This is a genomic window from Parapedobacter sp. ISTM3 (assembly GCF_016533505.1).
In the GTDB taxonomy this organism is placed as follows: Bacteria; Bacteroidota; Bacteroidia; order Sphingobacteriales; family Sphingobacteriaceae; genus Parapedobacter; species Parapedobacter luteus.
Genome location: NZ_JAENGN010000004.1, coordinates 209,068 through 224,986, shown reverse-complemented (window position 1 = coordinate 224,986; position 15,919 = coordinate 209,068). Strand labels below are relative to the sequence as shown.

The 15,919-nt window shown below is 50.9% G+C and carries 19 protein-coding genes; 8 read left to right on the top strand and 11 right to left on the bottom strand.

The genetic code is table 11. From position 1 onward, the window contains the following. Positions 1–4 precede the first annotated feature (4 nt). Together JHJ32_RS08005 and JHJ32_RS08000 are read right to left on the bottom strand one after the other, a co-directional pair. A complete protein-coding gene (locus JHJ32_RS08005) occupies positions 5–1,135 on the bottom strand; it encodes a hypothetical protein (RefSeq protein ID WP_200120612.1) in 1,131 nt (376 codons plus the stop codon). Between the two features lie 54 nt (positions 1,136–1,189). Further along, positions 1,190–2,026 carry a universal stress protein gene (locus JHJ32_RS08000; protein ID WP_200120611.1) on the bottom strand — a complete coding sequence of 279 codons (837 nt, stop codon included), beginning with the start codon at positions 2,024–2,026 and terminating at the stop codon, positions 1,190–1,192. Between the two features lie 528 nt (positions 2,027–2,554). Here JHJ32_RS08000 and JHJ32_RS07995 point away from each other — a divergent pair. Beyond that, positions 2,555–3,391: a universal stress protein gene (locus JHJ32_RS07995; RefSeq protein WP_200120610.1), complete on the top strand. Its 837-nt coding sequence runs from the start codon at positions 2,555–2,557 to the stop codon at positions 3,389–3,391. A gap of 98 nt (positions 3,392–3,489) precedes the next feature. Here JHJ32_RS07995 and JHJ32_RS07990 read toward each other — a convergent pair whose 3' ends face one another. Then, a complete protein-coding gene (locus tag JHJ32_RS07990) occupies positions 3,490–3,951 on the bottom strand; it encodes an Hsp20/alpha crystallin family protein (RefSeq protein ID WP_200120609.1) in 462 nt (153 codons plus the stop codon). Between the two features lie 141 nt (positions 3,952–4,092). Between JHJ32_RS07990 and JHJ32_RS07985 the strand changes: the two genes are divergently transcribed. The 6 genes from JHJ32_RS07985 to JHJ32_RS07960 are packed head-to-tail and all read left to right on the top strand — an operon-like array spanning position 4,093 to position 9,150. Continuing rightward, entirely contained in the window at positions 4,093–4,548 is a 456-nt protein-coding gene (locus tag JHJ32_RS07985; protein WP_200120608.1) for a BON domain-containing protein, read from the top strand. Position 4,549: 1 nt separating this feature from the next. Then, positions 4,550–5,020 (top strand): hypothetical protein, encoded by a 471-nt coding sequence (locus JHJ32_RS07980; RefSeq protein WP_200120607.1) that lies wholly within the window; start codon positions 4,550–4,552, stop codon positions 5,018–5,020. Then, positions 5,021–5,941, top strand: coding sequence for a L,D-transpeptidase (locus JHJ32_RS07975; RefSeq protein ID WP_200120606.1), 921 nt, complete (start codon positions 5,021–5,023; stop codon positions 5,939–5,941). Continuing rightward, positions 5,938–6,969 carry a hypothetical protein gene (locus JHJ32_RS07970; RefSeq protein ID WP_200120605.1) on the top strand — a complete coding sequence of 344 codons (1,032 nt, stop codon included), beginning with the start codon at positions 5,938–5,940 and terminating at the stop codon, positions 6,967–6,969. The genes JHJ32_RS07975 and JHJ32_RS07970 overlap by 4 nt, the downstream gene beginning before the upstream one ends. A 35-nt stretch (positions 6,970–7,004) precedes the next feature. Beyond that, complete coding sequence (locus tag JHJ32_RS07965; RefSeq protein ID WP_200120604.1) at positions 7,005–8,255, top strand: glycosyltransferase; 1,251 nt, start codon at positions 7,005–7,007, stop codon at positions 8,253–8,255. 16 nt (positions 8,256–8,271) lie between these two features. After that, complete coding sequence (locus tag JHJ32_RS07960) at positions 8,272–9,150, top strand: universal stress protein (protein ID WP_200120603.1); 879 nt, start codon at positions 8,272–8,274, stop codon at positions 9,148–9,150. A gap of 42 nt (positions 9,151–9,192) precedes the next feature. Here the strand turns inward: JHJ32_RS07960 and JHJ32_RS07955 are convergent, their stop codons facing one another. The 4 genes from JHJ32_RS07955 to JHJ32_RS07940 all read right to left on the bottom strand — a co-directional run bounded on the left by JHJ32_RS07955 (position 9,193) and on the right by JHJ32_RS07940 (position 11,615). After that, positions 9,193–9,480: a YtxH domain-containing protein gene (locus JHJ32_RS07955; protein WP_200120602.1), complete on the bottom strand. Its 288-nt coding sequence runs from the start codon at positions 9,478–9,480 to the stop codon at positions 9,193–9,195. 99 nt (positions 9,481–9,579) lie between these two features. Further along, the gene (locus JHJ32_RS22815; protein ID WP_233632547.1) at positions 9,580–10,833 is read right to left on the bottom strand and encodes an FAD/NAD(P)-binding oxidoreductase; all 1,254 of its coding nucleotides are present in this window, start codon (positions 10,831–10,833) and stop codon (positions 9,580–9,582) included. Positions 10,834–11,056: 223 nt separating this feature from the next. Then, on the bottom strand, positions 11,057–11,353 hold the full coding sequence (gene trxA / locus JHJ32_RS07945) for a thioredoxin (RefSeq protein ID WP_200120601.1): 297 nt from the start codon (positions 11,351–11,353) through the stop codon (positions 11,057–11,059). Between the two features lie 7 nt (positions 11,354–11,360). Further along, on the bottom strand, positions 11,361–11,615 hold the full coding sequence (locus tag JHJ32_RS07940) for a hypothetical protein (protein ID WP_233632546.1): 255 nt from the start codon (positions 11,613–11,615) through the stop codon (positions 11,361–11,363). A gap of 140 nt (positions 11,616–11,755) precedes the next feature. Here JHJ32_RS07940 and JHJ32_RS07935 point away from each other — a divergent pair, with 140 nt between their 5' ends. Further along, positions 11,756–12,967, top strand: coding sequence for an MFS transporter (locus JHJ32_RS07935; RefSeq protein ID WP_200120600.1), 1,212 nt, complete (start codon positions 11,756–11,758; stop codon positions 12,965–12,967). Here JHJ32_RS07935 and JHJ32_RS07930 read toward each other — a convergent pair. From JHJ32_RS07930 to JHJ32_RS07915, 4 genes are read right to left on the bottom strand one after another with little or no spacing between them, the layout of a single operon-like run. After that, positions 12,914–13,573, bottom strand: coding sequence for a class I SAM-dependent methyltransferase (locus JHJ32_RS07930; RefSeq protein ID WP_200120599.1), 660 nt, complete (start codon positions 13,571–13,573; stop codon positions 12,914–12,916). The two genes, JHJ32_RS07935 and JHJ32_RS07930, sit on opposite strands and share 54 nt — an antisense overlap. Further along, positions 13,554–13,769, bottom strand: coding sequence for a DUF6132 family protein (locus JHJ32_RS07925; RefSeq protein WP_200120598.1), 216 nt, complete (start codon positions 13,767–13,769; stop codon positions 13,554–13,556). The genes JHJ32_RS07930 and JHJ32_RS07925 overlap by 20 nt, the downstream gene beginning before the upstream one ends. Next, a complete protein-coding gene (locus JHJ32_RS07920) occupies positions 13,766–14,506 on the bottom strand; it encodes a DUF2490 domain-containing protein (RefSeq protein WP_200120597.1) in 741 nt (246 codons plus the stop codon). The genes JHJ32_RS07925 and JHJ32_RS07920 overlap by 4 nt, the downstream gene beginning before the upstream one ends. Positions 14,507–14,511: 5 nt before the next feature. Next, positions 14,512–15,903 carry a rhodanese-like domain-containing protein gene (locus JHJ32_RS07915; protein WP_200120596.1) on the bottom strand — a complete coding sequence of 464 codons (1,392 nt, stop codon included), beginning with the start codon at positions 15,901–15,903 and terminating at the stop codon, positions 14,512–14,514. Positions 15,904–15,919: the final 16 nt, after the last annotated feature.

The window sequence follows — 15,919 nt, the reverse complement described above, 5'->3', positions numbered from 1 at the left end:
TGGTTCAATAACGGGCAATCAAAACGACGCGTTGGTAGGACGCCAGCCATCCGTTTTCCACTGGGACGACGTCCCCGCTTTTACTAAGCACGGTTTCCATGAGGCCATCTATGGCATCGGGAAGGATGATGTGAGCCTTGGTTGGGGGGGCCAAGTAAAGGTGACGATCGTCGCCGATGACCAAAAAGCCGGGGATCCGGTAATCTTTTTCCACCAGCAGCCGATAAGCCCTTCCTTCTTTGGCTGCTTTCCAGATTTCGTGCAGTCCGGTGATTATCAGGCTGGCACCAATTTTTTCATTCAATCGCCCGATCAGTTCCTTTACACGTTGGTCGGTGTGCAGCTTGGCGATGTCCCAGGCCAATGCGGAGAGCCGCTGGGGGTCGTCGGTGTAATTGCCGTTGATCCGTCCAACAATGGATACACCGTGACGGGTTTGTCTTTTGAATGCCGACAGGTTGAGTTCCACCCCCGCAATGATCAATCCGGACTGTGGTGTTATATAGGTATCGAGCAATGTATCGGTTTTCTTTAAAAAGCGCTCGTAACGGAGCTTTTTCACGTAGGATTGGTCATGCTCTGTTTTCCGGGCAGTTGCGTCACCTGCATAACCCGGTCCGGGAGAAGGGCGGCTGTATTCAAGGGTGTCTTTGTGTCTCGTGGGAAAATGACCATCTTGGACCTCCCGTAGGTTTCCCAACAGCCCTTCAAAAAGCGAGGTGCCCTTGTTGGCCAGGTGCAGTACCCAATAGGGGGAAGCGTACTGCATCTGAAACAGGAGATCCCTGATTTCGAAGGAATCGCTTACCACGATCTTTTCTTCCACGGGAAAGAAAAATGACGTATGTAGTTTGATGTGGGTAGACACAAACAGGCCAATGCCCAGCGCGTGATGGGGCATGATAGTATGGACGGCCATCTCATCGAGGGACGATTGCAAAGGTGCTACGGTATGCTGTCCAAAACGATCCGCTAAATATTGCAACGCTTTCCCGATAGCCGTTCGGAGTACGGTAGTATCTCCCGTACGATCAGTGGATGGTGGATGCAGAGGGATAATAATTGAAACACACACAGGATCGGTTGTATGAAGTAGGGATCGGATCTGCGTGTTTTGGTTTTCTGTAGCTATCATGATTTTTCTTTTTTTATTTTTCATGGAAATAACCGGCCTGCTTCAATAATGTGTTCACCGTCTCCGGATGACCAGCAAAGGGATATCCGATTTCAATGCGAGTTCTTTTACAATACTTTTGTGCAGTAGTTGCTTGATCGGAGCGTGATTTTTGGCAACGGCTACAATGAGTTGCGCTCCGATCCCGGCCGCGTGGTTCAGGATGCCTGTGCTGACATCCCGATCCTTCAAATACGTCGTGGAGGGGTCCAGGTCCTCAAACAGATCGTTAACGATTATCGATTCGCGGATTCTTTCTTGTTTTTGAAGTGGTCTATTGACATGTACAACCGATAATTTCGCTTCGAGCTCCTTAATCAGCAGTCTCAGCCGGGCAAAGGGCAGGGTATCGGTAACATCTTCGAAATCGCAGGCCAGCACTATTTTGCTGATCGGCCGGTAAAGCGCCGACTTGGGGACAATGAGAACCGGTAGTGAAGATGTTTTGATGAGTTTGCTTGTTTCGCTTTCCTTCCAGGCTACAGGCGGGTTTTTGATGCGAGCGCGGGACGATCCGATGACCAGCAAGCCGCTCCCGTCGCAGATCGAGGCGATGTCACTGACACCTTTACCGAGTTCCGAAGCTTCCGTACGCGTCAGTATCAGTGTTTCAGGTCGTACGAGGGCAGTCAGTTTCTCTCTTAATTGTCTGAGAAAATCTTCGTTGTATTCCCGGGCCCTGGCTTTCGGCATCGGTGCTTCCATCGGACTGTTGTCCAAACCGGGTAGTAATTGATAGGCATGGTACAGGATCAGGTGATCGGCTTTTATCTGTCTGCTGAATTGTGCCGCGTATTCAGCGGCATGCATGGCGGATTCGGAAAAATCGGCGGCGATTAATAAGGTTTTCATTTTGACTTACTTTTTGTCCGAAATGGGCAGATGGAATGAAATCAATGGTTGTCCATATGAGATGAAGCAAAGCGTATTCACTAGATAAACGGTCCATACGATCGCGATAAAGGCAAGTCGGGGAATATTTCGATTGACTGAATCAGGGTACAGGTGTACTTTCCTATCTTGGGAATCAGTTCTTGGTAAATGGATCACTTTTTTCATAATTATTAGCTACTTAAAATCCATTTCAAAGGTCTCCAAAACATAGGTCATGTTCGCTGACCGAAGTTGGCTTGAGAAATGATTTTTATCAGACCGTTTCCTGAGTCGCTTGATCTCCAGCTAGGCTGACCGTTTAACATACGACCATTTGGTGGATATTTCCGACAATATGATGTTGGAAGGTATGCCGGGCAATTGACAACAGGGGACGCCGGTTACCAATGATATCAATCATCGAAAAACCCGGCAATCATCACTTACGACTATACGCCCGATAGCTTACTTTGGAAGTGAATTAGTTTATCACATAAATCATTAAAAATGAAAACGCTTCTGATACCCACAGACTTTTCACAGCATGCCTACAGCGCGTGCCTTTACGCAGCAGGAATGGCAGCCGGACACGGCTGGAAAATACACTTGCTGCATGTATATCAATCGTATTATGCCGTATCGGCGTATCCCGGCGTAACCGGGGCGGCATGGGTCGAAATAAAAGATGCGACAGACAAGCAGATGGCGGAGCTTGTGGAAAAACTGAAAAAGCAGTTCCCTGCTATTTCCATATCCGGTGAAAACCGCGAGGGGTCTATGGCTGATACGGTTGCCGATTTTGCAAGTGAGAAAGACGTAAATCTGATTGCAATGGGTACACAGGGTGCCACGGGCCTGAAATATGCAGTGCTCGGTAGCAATACATTCGCCGTCATCCTTAAATCACCGGTTCCGGTGGTGGCGATACCGGCCAGAATCTCTGCATTCCGTATGGATCGGGTAGGATTTGCTGTGAATTATCATGCCGCCGAGATTGCAGCGCTGGAAGATTTTACGACGCTAGTGGATCGACCAACGGCAATCACTTTGTTTCATCTTTACGAAAAGGGAAAGCAGGAGGAAACAAAAAAAATGCAGAAATGGGCAAAACGTTTCGAAAAGATCTCAGCCGGTTCAGATTCGGAATTGCACTTCAAATTGGCAATCTCCCGCAACCTTCCCATAAGCATCAACCGCATGGTCGCCAGGGAACAACTGGATGTACTGGTGATGACACCTATTGACAAGCCGTTTTTCAAGCGGATGTTTTCAAAACAATTGATCAAAGCGATTGCCCATAAACCATCCGTGCCTGTATTTTTCATGAAAGCCGCCGGAGAGTAGATCCTTGCTGTCTGAGCGAAGGCAAATTGGCAATGCAGGTATGGCAATAAACAAACAGGGCCCATTTCAAATGGGCCCTGCGTTAATGTGTGTTCGTCTTAGGAAACCGGAATGGCGAGTGCCGGTTGTTCCGGGGTCTCCTCTACCTTCGGAATGGTGATCTTCAGGATTCCGTCGGCATAGGCTGCGTTTATATCGGCTTCTTTGACCGAATCAGGCAGCGTAAACGAACGGCTGAATGAATCGAATGAATATTCCATTCGGGAATAGCCGTTCTTTTTTTCCTGCTTCTCTTTCTTTTTCTCGGCACCGACCGTCAAGGTATGGTTTTCTACCTCTAATTTGAAATCGTCTCGCTTCAAACCTGGTGCGGCCAGTTCCAGGATGTAAGCCGCAGGTGTTTCGGAGACGTTTGCTGAAGGCATGCTTAATCCGAGACGCCTGTTAAACAAACCCAAATCTGAATCGAAGAAATCACGATCCCAGAAGGAAGTGATCGGACTCAACCAGTCTGACATCACCGATGGGAGACTGGTCTTTTTTCTGACTGTTAAACTCATAGCTTGTATTTTTTCTGCTAAGGTACCGTAGCCGACAACGCGTTCGAATGATAAAAATCACCGGTACTAAAGAGATTGGTCATGCCAAAAGCCGGAGTGTCAGGGCATATTTGAACATTGGAAACGTTAGCTTTTTCAGTCATGAAAACAGATACAACCATACGGAAAACCTTATTGGGTTTGATAAGGGCCGATGAAATCCTGAAGGCCAAGGACATTACAGTTGAAGTAAATGAGGGCGTGGTCACGTTGAAAGGATGCGTGCGGAATATGCTGGAGAAAAGAATGGCCGAACGGCTTGCGAAACGCATCCGGGAAGTAAAGGCTATAGCGATGGATCTAAGGGTAGACTGTAGCGAAGTAGACGACGATGCGCGCATCGCTGCCGAGATTGCGGAAGCATTCGTATGGGATCCCCGACTCTCCGGAGAGCGAATCAGTGTAGCGGTAGATAATGGCTGGGTGACACTGGATGGAGAGGTTGACGACTATTGCGGAAAGGTTGCCGCTTTCAATGCGGTCAATGACATCGAACAAGTCAAAGGAATAGCAAACCGGATTACGGTCCGGGTGAAAATACATCATTATAGCGAATAACATGACAAACGTACGGAACGGGATGCGGCTGCCGCCGAAAGAGCAATTGTTGCACGCCTGTATTGCGAAGCAGCGAACCCTTATTTCAGATTTCAATAGGGGAATTCAACAGTTTCATGATAACGGGGCCGCGGAATATGGCGAAGACCAACCGGGACTCGCCGAGGAAATGATGCTACGGCACAAACAGCTTGCCGACCAGCTAATGTTCGCCGGTGAAGAACTAAAGGTTCTGGTAGATATGCTCCCCCGGACGGAAGAACGATATGAAGAGGTGCGGCTGGGAAGCTTAGTGGCGACAGATAAGGGGCTGTTTTACATCTCGGTCAGTATCGAGCGGTTTGAGGTGGACGGCATGTCTTTCGTAGGAATTTCCCCGAAAAGTCCACTATATGGGGCAATGGCCGGAAAGAAGAAAGGGGAGTCGTTTACGCTTGGTACCGAGCAGTATCAAATCCTGGACACCTATTAGATGGAAACGGCAATGTATTTACGCGTCGTAATTTTTGGACTATTTAATTTCTTAATCGGACACATTGATGATCCGTTCAAAGACACCCCTTCCAGGTGGGATAAGGCCGTAATTCAAAAGGAGTTCGTGGTTGTTGGGAAGGACATCAAGGTAGCGGACTATTTCCGATATCTCGATAGCCTGATTGCAAATTATCAGCGCAATTTCAAGTATGAACTAACCGAACACTTGTTGGTAAACCATAATCCCTGGATCATTGATACCTTGGCCGGTTTTGACTACTACAAGCGATTGGAGCGGGACACCTTTATTTACGATCAGCGGGAAATGACGGTACTGCACCGTGGTGACACGTTGTGGATTCCGGATCGATCGTCTGTAAAATTATTACAAGAGCGATTTGAACATACGCTGCTCGATGTCAACATTCCCGAATTCAAGCTACGGATTATCGAATATGGCCGTGTCACGCATATATTCCCTGTGCGGGTTGGCCGGAATGCCAAGCGTTATCTGGCAACTGCAGGCAGGAACGTAAATCTCCGCACGCCGATCGGGGAAGGTGAAATTGTCCGGATCGAACGGAACCCGTGGTTCGTGGATCCGGTAAGCGGCCGGCGTTATACCACGACCCTTAGGGACGACGGCAGGCGAACTACCATGCCACAAATTCCGTGGATGGAGCCGATGATCAATGGCATGCGGCAGGGAGCACTTATCCATCCTACCTCAAATCCGGAGACATTAGGTAAGGCCTATTCCAATGGGTGTGTAGGAACGGCGGAGGGAGATGCCTGGTATATTTATTACCATGCACCCTTGGGAACAAAAGTGCGGTTCCGGTATGACCTAAAGGTAGTCGATACGGCGCAGGACACGCTGTTTCTTAAAGATGTCTATGGACTATCAGGAAAGTCATGATCAAGGTGGCAAAGGAAGGCGTGTTGCTCGAAAAGACCGCTTTGGGGTTTGAAAGCGCCGCAGTGTTCAACCCGGCGGTTTACCAGGAAGGGGACCAAGTGCATCTGTTTTACAGAGCAGTCCGAAAGGGGAATTTTTCAACCATCGGCTATTGCCGGTTGCAGGGAGCGCTCGATGTTGTGGAGCGTAGTAAAGTGCCGGTTATCATTCCACAGTATCCTTACGAAAGCCAGGGAATGGAGGATCCCCGTATCGTCAAAATAGACGGAACGTATCATCTTTCCTATACGGCTTATGATGGCATTACTGCGTTGGGGGCGCTGGCGGTTTCGTCGGACCTTCTGCACTTTGATAAAAAAGGGATAATTGTACCTAAAGTCGACTTCAAACGCTTTTCCGAATTGGTGCAAAGCGGACCGCGCGTGAACGAAAAGTATTTCAGGGAACACCGGGAATATGCGGCCCATGGTTTACCAACTTCGGGTCTGCATATATGGGATAAAAATGTTGTTTTTTTCCCCGCGCGGATTGATGGAAATCTCGCTTTTCTTCACCGGATCCGCCCCGGTATACAAATTGCCTTCGTGAAGGATATCCCCGAAGGGTTGACAGCTGATTTCTGGGAACGGTACCTGCTGCACTTTTCCGAGCACGTTGTGATGGAACCTAGATATGCTCATGAATCCAGCTACATTGGCGGTGGATGCCCGCCGTTGCTGACCGATGACGGTTGGTTGCTGATTTACCACGGCGTATACGATGGGCCCGAGGGGTATGTATACAACGCATGTGCTGCCCTGCTTGACCGGGAGCATCCGAATAGGGAAATTGCCCGCCTTTCCAAGCCGCTTTTTCTTCCGGAGGAGGACTGGGAAAAACGGGGGTATGTAAATAATGTCGTATTTCCCACAGGTACAGCGATATTCGGGCAGCGACTGTACATTTATTACGGTGCCGCGGACAGCCGGATAGCGGTGGCGTCGGTAAACCTGAAAGACCTGTTGAATGCATTATTAGCATCCGGATAATTTTATTGAATCATTGATTTATTATGTCAACTATTATGTCCAGCAAAATCGTATTTATAACATCCTATCCTCCCCGTGAGTGCGGAATAGCTACTTATAGCAGGGATCTGATCGAAGCGTTGCGCACCTATATCCGGGTGCCATTCGACCCGCTTGTCTGTGCGTTGGAATCCGAAGGCAGGCAGTATTGCTATGACACGGAAGTCGGATATACACTTTGTGCCGCTTCATTTGAAGATTACCACCGCATGGCCGGGGAAATCAATGCCGACAGGGAAGTACGGGGCGTATTCATCCAGCACGAATTTGGCCTCTTTGGAGGAGAATACGGAGATCACCTGCTGTTATTGCTTTACCATCTCGATAAGCCCGCGATTGTCACCTTCCATACCGTGCTGCCGTCCCCCGATTACCAGCTTCTTAAAACCGTCCGTGCAATCAGTGAAGCCGTCGATAAAATCGTCGTCATGACCAACCATGCGGCCGACCTGCTGGTTACCCACTACCGTATCCGGCGGGAGAAGATTGCTGTTATCCCGCACGGTATCCATCAGGTTCCAAAGGAGACCAGCAAACAATTGCTGCGAAGGCGATACGGATTACCCGTAGACAGCCGGATATTGGCAACTTTCGGGCTACTGAGCCGGGGTAAGAGCATTGAAACCGCCTTGCAGGCGCTGCCATCGGTAATCGACCGTTTTCCCGATACGCTGTATCTGGTGATCGGAGAGACCCATCCCGAAATTGTGAAACGCGAGGGGGAGGCCTACCGGAATTTGCTGAACTATATGGTCGATGAGCTTGGTCTTGGTAGCCATGTTTGCTTTATAGACCGGTACATGCCAACCCGTGACTTACTAGAATACCTTGCCTTATCCGACATGTATCTGTTTACTTCCAAAGACCCCAACCAGGCGGTCAGTGGCACATTTGCTTATGCACTCAGTTGCGGATGTCCGGTGGTTTCCACGCCCATTCCGCATGCCAAGGAGGTGCTGACTGAGGATCTGGGCATCTTGGTGGGGTTTGAGCAGCCTGGGCAATTCGCGGCGGCAATCATGGAGTTGCTTGCGGCGCCCGAACGACTTCGATTAATGGGAAATAGGGCGTTACAGGTCATGGCGTCATCGACTTGGAGTGAGGTAGCAAAAGCGCACTACCAGCTGTTCTGTGAAATGAATATGTTTCCGTTTGATACTACAGCCTCGAGGCTTCCTTCGAAAACGGGAAAATTGGTGCGCCAAGTGGATGCCAAACAGTCCCGGATTCGGGCGGCAATCGGATAAAACCGATTATTTTCCAATGAAAACCATTTTAGTACTTACGGATTTCTCTCCCCGGGCAGAAGTGGCTGCAAACTATGCGTTCGGGCTGGCGATGCAGATCCATGCAAATGTCATGCTATACCATGCGTTCACGATGCTTGAGCCTCCCGGTATTTCGCAACGATCCTGGGCCACGGAAGATTATTTTTTACGGAAAGATAGCATTGCTACCACCTTGTCGAATTTGGCCAGCAAGCTGGTTAATTCCATCGATCCTTCCATCGGACAATTCGTCCCAAAAATTACGTGGGCGAGTGAGCTTGGTAAATTGACCGATGCTGTGAAAAATCAAATTTTTGCCGATCATAACATTGTACTGGCCGTAATGGGAAAGCATGGCAGTGATCCGGCAGCCCGCTTACTTTTGGAAAACAACGTTAATCGTATGCTTTCAACAGGTGCGTGCCCTGTATTGGTGGTCCCGGACGGTGCAGTGTACAGGGACCCCGCCCAGGTGTGTTTCGCTACGGACTTCAGTGGGTCACACATGCAGGTCCTTCATTCGTTAAGCAGCCTGTGTACCCATTTCGGATCAGAGATTTCATTGGTTTGTGTATCGCGCGGAGATGAACCAGGCAGGAATATTCCCGTCAGGGTTCAGAATTTCCTTGTTGAAGCGTCAACAACGGTCGGGTATCCGAAACTCTATTACCGGCCCGTCCGGAATCGGTCTGTGGTGGGTGGACTGTACCGATCAAGCCAACGCGGCCCCTGTGATCTATTTGTCATTGTTCACAAGGTGCAGAGCCGGTGGCATCGGATAGCAAGGGGAAGCATCACCCGGAAAGTGATCGACCGGGTGGGAGTGCCCTTAATGGTCTTTCCGGAAATGATGGCTTCCTTCCCTATATTTTAACTTTGTTTACATGCCGTAACAACTGAGTGTTGATACGTCGCGTTATTGCCTTTCTTTTGGGAATCGGTATTTTTGCGTTTGACAGCAGGAGAGGCGATCCATTTCATCGGTGATTTTTTCGATGTTGTCTTTCAGGCCATCCTTTATGTCTTCAAGCTTTTCCTTCGCTTCAGCAAAGGTATCACTTGCCGAGTGCAGGAACCATCGGCCTTTGCGGAGAATCCGTTTCCTTATTCTTTCTCCTTTGTCCGGTGCATACAGTGTTCCGGCGAGGACGCCTGCGGCAAAAACTCCGAAGATGCCCAGCAAAATCTGTTCTGTTTTTTTCATGACTTGTTGAATTAATTCGTAATCGATGCTAAGGTATTTTGGGACAGGGTTATTCGGACTGACATCGATCATCTGAACGATTGATTTTACTCATCGGCTTTACATCTTTCCTTTCATCATCCGGTGCCAGTAGAGATAGGGGAGGCCGTATTTCTTCAGTAGCCACATGGTCCATTGCTCCTTGGTCGTATCCACGAATTTACTGATCAGGGGGTCGCTGTCGCGTACGTTTCCGTACTTGAATTCTGCAAGCAGCATCTTGCCGTAGCCGGTCACGAGCGGGCAGGACGAATATCCGTTATACTTGCTGTCGGTTTTTCGGCCGTTGATAGCAGCAAGGAGGTGGTCCACCACTACGGGAGCCTGTTTCCGGATGGCGGCACCGGTCTTTGCTGTGGGGAGCGCAGCAATGTCACCGAGTGCGTAGACATTCGGAAAAGCCGGGTGTTGAAGGGTATACGGATCCGCCGGTATCCATCCTTTGTTAGGGCCCTCGGTTTCGGCCAGCGGCGAATCGCGGACAAACGCCGGAGCGGTCTGCGGTGGGGCCAGGTGCAGCAGATCATAGGGGAGCTTCACAAGTCCGTCGCTTTGCATGGTTTCGTGGATGGCGTCGGCAGCCTGCCAGTTAGCGGCTTCACCCGTATACCGGAAGAAAATTTCCCGATTGTCGCCGTCAATCTTTGCAGGTGCATACAAGAATTTGGTAATGATGGATTTTCGGGCGATTATGTTGTTGAGCGTTTCGGCAAATTCCTTGGTGCCAAAGATAACGGATCCCGGTGTAGCGAAGATGATATTCGTACGTGCGCGCACCCCGCTTTTGCGGAAGTGATCATCTGCCAGGTACATAATTTTCTGCGGTGCTCCGCCACATTTGATGGGCGTTGTGGGCTGTGTAAACACCGCATTGCCGCCTTTGAACCGCTGCAGGAGCCGCCAGGTTTTATTGGGGTCTATATAGTTGCTGCACACAGCCTCGGTTTGGATAGCCTCCCGCAATCCCGGCAGGGCATCAATATCCATCACCAAACCCGGGCATACCACGAGGTAATCGTAACCTAACCAATCGCCCGAAGCAGTTTCGACGGTGTTTTCTGAGGGTTCGAACGTCTCTGCGGCGTCCCTTATCCAGATGACGCCGGGAGGGATGAGCGACGCTTCGTCACGCCGCGTTTTGGCATAGTTGTATGTGCCGGCTCCCACAAGTGTCCAAGCGGGCTGGTACCAATGGTCATTGGAGGGTTCGATGATTGCAATGGTGAGGTTGCGCTGCCTACGCTTGAGCTGGGCGGCCACCATGATGCCCGCTGTGCCCCCTCCGATAATCAATACTTGATAATGCGATTCCATGTTCGATGCGGTTAAATTAACGTCATGAACAAATATACCCTTGGGTAGTGGTCGCGAAGGTGACCTGGGTCACACAGGGCAACGACCTATGTCATGATGCGGTGCGATTCCCGGTTTATGATGGGACAAGGTTTGTTCCGTCGCATCGGCGGTCTGCACTTGGCTTCCAGCGGTCGGAATAGGAGCGATATAAAAGTTATCGGAAATATCGTTCATGGCCTGATCATATATTTTCCTTCAATAGCCTTTCCAGCTCATTGGCGGGAAATACGCCGGATTGCCGCCATTTGACGGCACCATTTTTAAATATCATCAGGGTAGGTACACCCCGGATTTGGTATTGCCCTGCTAGCTGCGGATTTTTATCCACGTCGATTTTAATAATCGTCGCGGCATCACCGATGCGTTGTTTCACCTGTTCCAGAATAGGCGACTGCATGTGGCAGGGGCCACACCACGTGGCAAAAAAGTCGACCAAGACCGGCTTGTCGCCATTTATCAGTTCGTTGAATGTATCCATTTTTAATTTAGTTAACTTCTTCGTATTCAACGTTGGTTTTGCCGGACGGTTTAGATCGTGGTGGGTGAACCGCACAGCCGCCTGCGCCACACCCTACATTGAATAGGGCCAATGCAGCGAATGCGGCTCCCATTAACGTGAGTGGAATGATGTCACTGCGTAATCCTTCCACGAAAATCAAAATACCCAATGCCAGCCGTATTCCGCGCATCAGGTTCCAGTTTGTTAGTAATGTCTTCATCATTTCTTCTATTGTATTCATACAAAGATGGCTATTTCAAGTTGGGCTACAGGTGACTTTAGTCACAATGGGTTGTTCTTTGGGGTGAGTACGATTGTGACAACAATCACTGAAAGAAAGCAAACAAAAGGTCATTTTTGTATTTTGCTTTAACATTCGATATGGAATCAGCAAATTTCGTTCAGCTCGGACTTCGGGAAAATTGGAAGCAATTTGCACTGTTGGTTATTGTCAATGCATTCGTGGGCGGGATGGTCGGCATGGAGCGGACGATTTTCCCCCAGTTTGCTATGGAGGAATTTGGCATCGCGTCCAATACGGCGATCCTTTCTTTTATCACAGCCTTCGGGCTGGCCAAGGCCGTAGCCAATTATTTCACGGGGCGGTTGGCCAACCGGGTCGGGCGGCGGAAGCTGTTACTGATTGGCTGGCTGCTCGCCATGCCCGTTCCTTTCTTGCTGATATACGCGCCGGGTTGGAACTGGGTGATCATTGCCAATGTCTTGCTGGGGCTGAGCCAGGGTTTGACATGGAGCAGTACGGTGATGATGAAAATTGACCTGGTGGGCGAGAAAGACCGTGGCTTGGCTATGGGATTAAATGAGTTTGCCGGCTACGCTGCTGTGGGGCTTGTCGCCTTCCTGACCGGTTACGTTGCTGCCCGGTTCGGCGTAACGCCGTATCCCTTTTTCATTGGCGTCTTCCTGTCTTTCGCCGGCCTGTTGCTGACCATTTTTTGGGTGAAAGACACCGCTGCTTTTGTGCAACGGGAAAGTACGTTGAACACCACCGAAAAATTACGCCATGTGTTTTGGGAAACCACGTTCGGCAACCGGACGCTGAGTTCTGTGACGCAGGCGGGATTGGTAAATAACCTCAATGACGGGATGATTTGGGGGTTGCTGCCGATTGTCCTGCTGTCGCTTCACTATAGCAGCGAACAGGCAGGTACCGTCACAGCGATTTATCCGGCCGTATGGGGTGTTGGGCAGCTCTTTACAGGGAAAATGGCCGACAGGTACGCGAAAAAGAAGCTCTTGTTCTGGGGAATGCTGCTGCAGGGGTTGGCTATTATCTTCATTTCTTTCAGTACTGATTTTTATATGTTGGCCGTCATTTCAGTGGTGCTGGGCCTGGGGACGGCCCTGGTTTACCCCACCTTCCTATCTGCTATCGCGGAGGTGACCAGCCCCGTGCAGCGTGCCGAAAGCATCGGGACATTCCGACTGTGGCGGGATCTTGGATATGCGTTCGGCGCGGTGATTTCGGGAACAGTGGCCGACTGGCTCGGCATCGGATACGCGATATTGCTTGTTGGCCTACTGACGGTCGGTTCTGCGCTCATCATCCGATTCCGCATGCCGGGGCGTTGACCTTAAATGCCCTACAAACCGGACTACCGAAGCCTTGCCCACGTGGTACAATCCTTCGTTGAGGTCGATCACCGTTTCATGGAGCGTGGTAAAGGCGAGCCTCCGGAAGATACCCTTTACTTCATCGATCGAATACAGCATGCGCTCATCCGTAGGACCGCCTGAACGCTCGGTCTCCTGGAACCGGAGCTGTCGTTTCGAAAATGCTTCAAAGATGACGGTGCCTCCGGGCTTCAGGCTTTGCAGTAACCGTTGGACAATGCTATCCCGGTGTTCGTGACCGAAATGGGCATAGATGAACGCGATGGCGTCGAATTTGTGCAGCGGATAAGCTGCCGATTGGGCATCAGCCACCTGGTAATCAATCCGGACTTGCCTTTGGGCCGCCAGCTGCTCCGCTTTTGCTTTGGCGACGGCACTTTGGTCGAACGCACTGACGCGCCATCCCTGTGTGGCTGCATATACGGCATTGCGCCCCTCGCCCTCAGCGGGGAAGAGGATGAATCCGGGTGTTAAGTCCCTGAGTTGCTCTTCCAGCCATACATTGGGTGCCGTGCCATACACATAAGCGCTATCGCGATAACGCTCATCCCAGAGGTTCTTCATGCTGTTTGTGTTTATTGCCCGTAAATGTGTTAAAGACGAACGCACCCAACAAGGCACCATAGAGCGTGCTGCTGAGTGGTTTTGAAGTGATGGGACAGGTGCCGGTGTTGCAGCCGATGTAGTGGTAATACAAATAGCCACCCACGGCACCCAATACGATACCCGCAAGGGTAAGAAGTATGTTGGTACGTTTCATATACGTTTGTCTGTTGACGTGAAATCGATGGTAAGTTGTAAAAAAACAGTGTGCTCCTTTTGCAGCCCGGTCTGTAGTAGAGGAAGCCGGTTTGCATGCATATAGCCCATCTCCGCATAAAATCTGCCGCCGATCGGTACCTGCACGGATAGGCTGAGCCGATCGTGGTCAAACAAGTGGCTTGTGGGGACACCGTGGAGGTTGAACAGGAGTTCTTCCTGCGCGATGACCTTCGTTTTGGTGCTCAGGTTGTATTGCAACCCAAGCCGGGCACGTCCGCGCAGGATGTCCTTCCCTCGGGAGAAATTGCGGTATTCCCAGAGCGTGCGGTCGGTAATCCACAGTCGGGGCAATAGACGATGCCGGAGCGATATCCCAGCCGTGTTGCGGTATTCAGTTGTTGGCGTTGCCGATTTACCTCCCCGGTGCGTTACGGCCGGATACAGGATATAGTACGCAAGGGGGGCGGCGTCAATGCGCACCCCCTCGTTGATGCGGTAATATACCCAGGGTCGAATGGAATAGAGTGCCGCATGGCGAAGGGGATACCCGCTCGTTCCGTCTTGCTGCCTGCGGTGCTGAACCTCCAGGTCGGTCGTCAGCTTTTCGCTGAATCGGTACCGGCCTGTAAAACGGAACCACCCATTCGTACGAGTCTGTCCTGACAGCGTGGTAGGGCAAACCAACATGCAGACTACGGGTAAGAGGAATCCCCAACGATAGTTCACGCTGTTCATTCTTTTTACGCGATGACGGGCTGGTTTTTATTCCGCCACTCCGCCATACCGCCCGAGAAATTCTGTACATCCTTGAAACCGTGGGCGGCCAATACAGATTGGGCAATGGCTGCCCGTGCGCCGCTTTGGCAGTGGATAACCAGCTGTTTGCTCCGATCCAGTTCGTCCAGGTGGTCGGCCAGCGTACCGACAAACAGGTTAACGGCACCCGGTATGTGTCCGGCCGCATACTCGGATGCACCGCGTACGTCCACGACCTGTACGTCGTCCCGGCTAAGCAACGACCTGAAGGTATCCATGTCGATGATGCTGCGCGTTTCCAATGCAAGCCCGAGGTCATCCACGCCGGATATATATCCGAGGATGTTGTCCAGGCCGATGCGCATGAGTTTACGAGTCAGGTCTTCAACCTGTGCATCGTCGGCCACGAGTACGATCGGTTCGTCGTACCCCACCAGCCAGCCCACCCATGTGGAGAACGATCTGTTGTTTTCGATGCCGAGGCTTCCGGGGATGGCTCCGGTGGCATGCTTGATTTTAGGACGGGTATCAATGATCTTGGCACCGCCCTCGTATGCCGAAAGGAATTGGTCTTTCGTGAGCTTTGGATGCTGCGGTACTTCGGTCAACAGCGGGCGATCCACCTTGTTGAGCTTTTTCATCGTAGCAAAATACGTCGGCGGCTCGGGTTGTCCGGTGAGCAGGTAGTCGGTAAACTCCTTTTCGTCGTTTTCGAAACGGAACGCCCAGTTCCGTATCAATTCATATCCCACGGTGGTACTGGGTACCGCACCAAGCGCTTTGCCACAGGCAGATCCGGCACCATGCCCCGGCCATACCTGTACGTAAGGGGGGAGGCTGCTGAATTTCGTCAGCGACTGGAACAGTTGATGTGCACCGATCTCCTGTGTGCCCACCAGTCCTGCTGCTTTTTCCAGCAGATCGGGGCGGCCGATGTCGCCCACGAAGACGAAGTCGCCGGTAAAGAGCATGATCGGCTCGTCCGTGGCCGGATGGTCGCGCAGCAGGAAGCTGATGCTTTCCGGCGTGTGTCCCGGCGTGTGGATGACCTCCAAAGTGAGGTTGCCCACCTTAATAATGCTGCCATCGCGCAGCGTTTCATGGGCAAATTGGTATTGCCAATCGGGCCCACCCTCGTCGGAAAGGTACATCGTTGCCCCGGTCAATGCGGCGAGTTCGCGTGTGCCGGATAAGAAATCCGCATGGATATGCGTTTCCGTGACATGCGTAATACGGAGGCCATTCTGCTTTGCAATGTCAAGGTACGTGTCTACATCGCGCTTGGCATCGATCACGATGGATTCGCCGGTCGCCTGACATCCGATCAGGTAACTACCCTGAGCGAGTGATTGATCATAAATGTGTTGAAAAAACATAGCTTTTTATTTTATT

Bases quoted from the DNA above. Each gene is read 5' to 3' on its own strand.
- JHJ32_RS08005 (WP_200120612.1), bottom strand. From the start codon at position 1,135: ATGATAGCTACAGAAAACCAAAACACGCAGATCCGATCCCTACTTCAT.
- JHJ32_RS08000 (WP_200120611.1), bottom strand. From the start codon at position 2,026: ATGAAAACCTTATTAATCGCCGCCGATTTTTCCGAATCCGCCATGCAT.
- JHJ32_RS07995 (WP_200120610.1), top strand. From the start codon at position 2,555: ATGAAAACGCTTCTGATACCCACAGACTTTTCACAGCATGCCTACAGC.
- JHJ32_RS07990 (WP_200120609.1), bottom strand. From the start codon at position 3,951: ATGAGTTTAACAGTCAGAAAAAAGACCAGTCTCCCATCGGTGATGTCA.
- JHJ32_RS07985 (WP_200120608.1), top strand. From the start codon at position 4,093: ATGAAAACAGATACAACCATACGGAAAACCTTATTGGGTTTGATAAGG.
- JHJ32_RS07980 (WP_200120607.1), top strand. From the start codon at position 4,550: ATGACAAACGTACGGAACGGGATGCGGCTGCCGCCGAAAGAGCAATTG.
- JHJ32_RS07975 (WP_200120606.1), top strand. From the start codon at position 5,021: ATGGAAACGGCAATGTATTTACGCGTCGTAATTTTTGGACTATTTAAT.
- JHJ32_RS07970 (WP_200120605.1), top strand. From the start codon at position 5,938: ATGATCAAGGTGGCAAAGGAAGGCGTGTTGCTCGAAAAGACCGCTTTG.
- JHJ32_RS07965 (WP_200120604.1), top strand. From the start codon at position 7,005: ATGTCCAGCAAAATCGTATTTATAACATCCTATCCTCCCCGTGAGTGC.
- JHJ32_RS07960 (WP_200120603.1), top strand. From the start codon at position 8,272: ATGAAAACCATTTTAGTACTTACGGATTTCTCTCCCCGGGCAGAAGTG.
- JHJ32_RS07955 (WP_200120602.1), bottom strand. From the start codon at position 9,480: ATGAAAAAAACAGAACAGATTTTGCTGGGCATCTTCGGAGTTTTTGCC.
- JHJ32_RS22815 (WP_233632547.1), bottom strand. From the start codon at position 10,833: ATGGAATCGCATTATCAAGTATTGATTATCGGAGGGGGCACAGCGGGC.
- trxA (WP_200120601.1), bottom strand. From the start codon at position 11,353: ATGGATACATTCAACGAACTGATAAATGGCGACAAGCCGGTCTTGGTC.
- JHJ32_RS07940 (WP_233632546.1), bottom strand. From the start codon at position 11,615: ATGAATACAATAGAAGAAATGATGAAGACATTACTAACAAACTGGAAC.
- JHJ32_RS07935 (WP_200120600.1), top strand. From the start codon at position 11,756: ATGGAATCAGCAAATTTCGTTCAGCTCGGACTTCGGGAAAATTGGAAG.
- JHJ32_RS07930 (WP_200120599.1), bottom strand. From the start codon at position 13,573: ATGAAGAACCTCTGGGATGAGCGTTATCGCGATAGCGCTTATGTGTAT.
- JHJ32_RS07925 (WP_200120598.1), bottom strand. From the start codon at position 13,769: ATGAAACGTACCAACATACTTCTTACCCTTGCGGGTATCGTATTGGGT.
- JHJ32_RS07920 (WP_200120597.1), bottom strand. From the start codon at position 14,506: ATGAACAGCGTGAACTATCGTTGGGGATTCCTCTTACCCGTAGTCTGC.
- JHJ32_RS07915 (WP_200120596.1), bottom strand. From the start codon at position 15,903: ATGTTTTTTCAACACATTTATGATCAATCACTCGCTCAGGGTAGTTAC.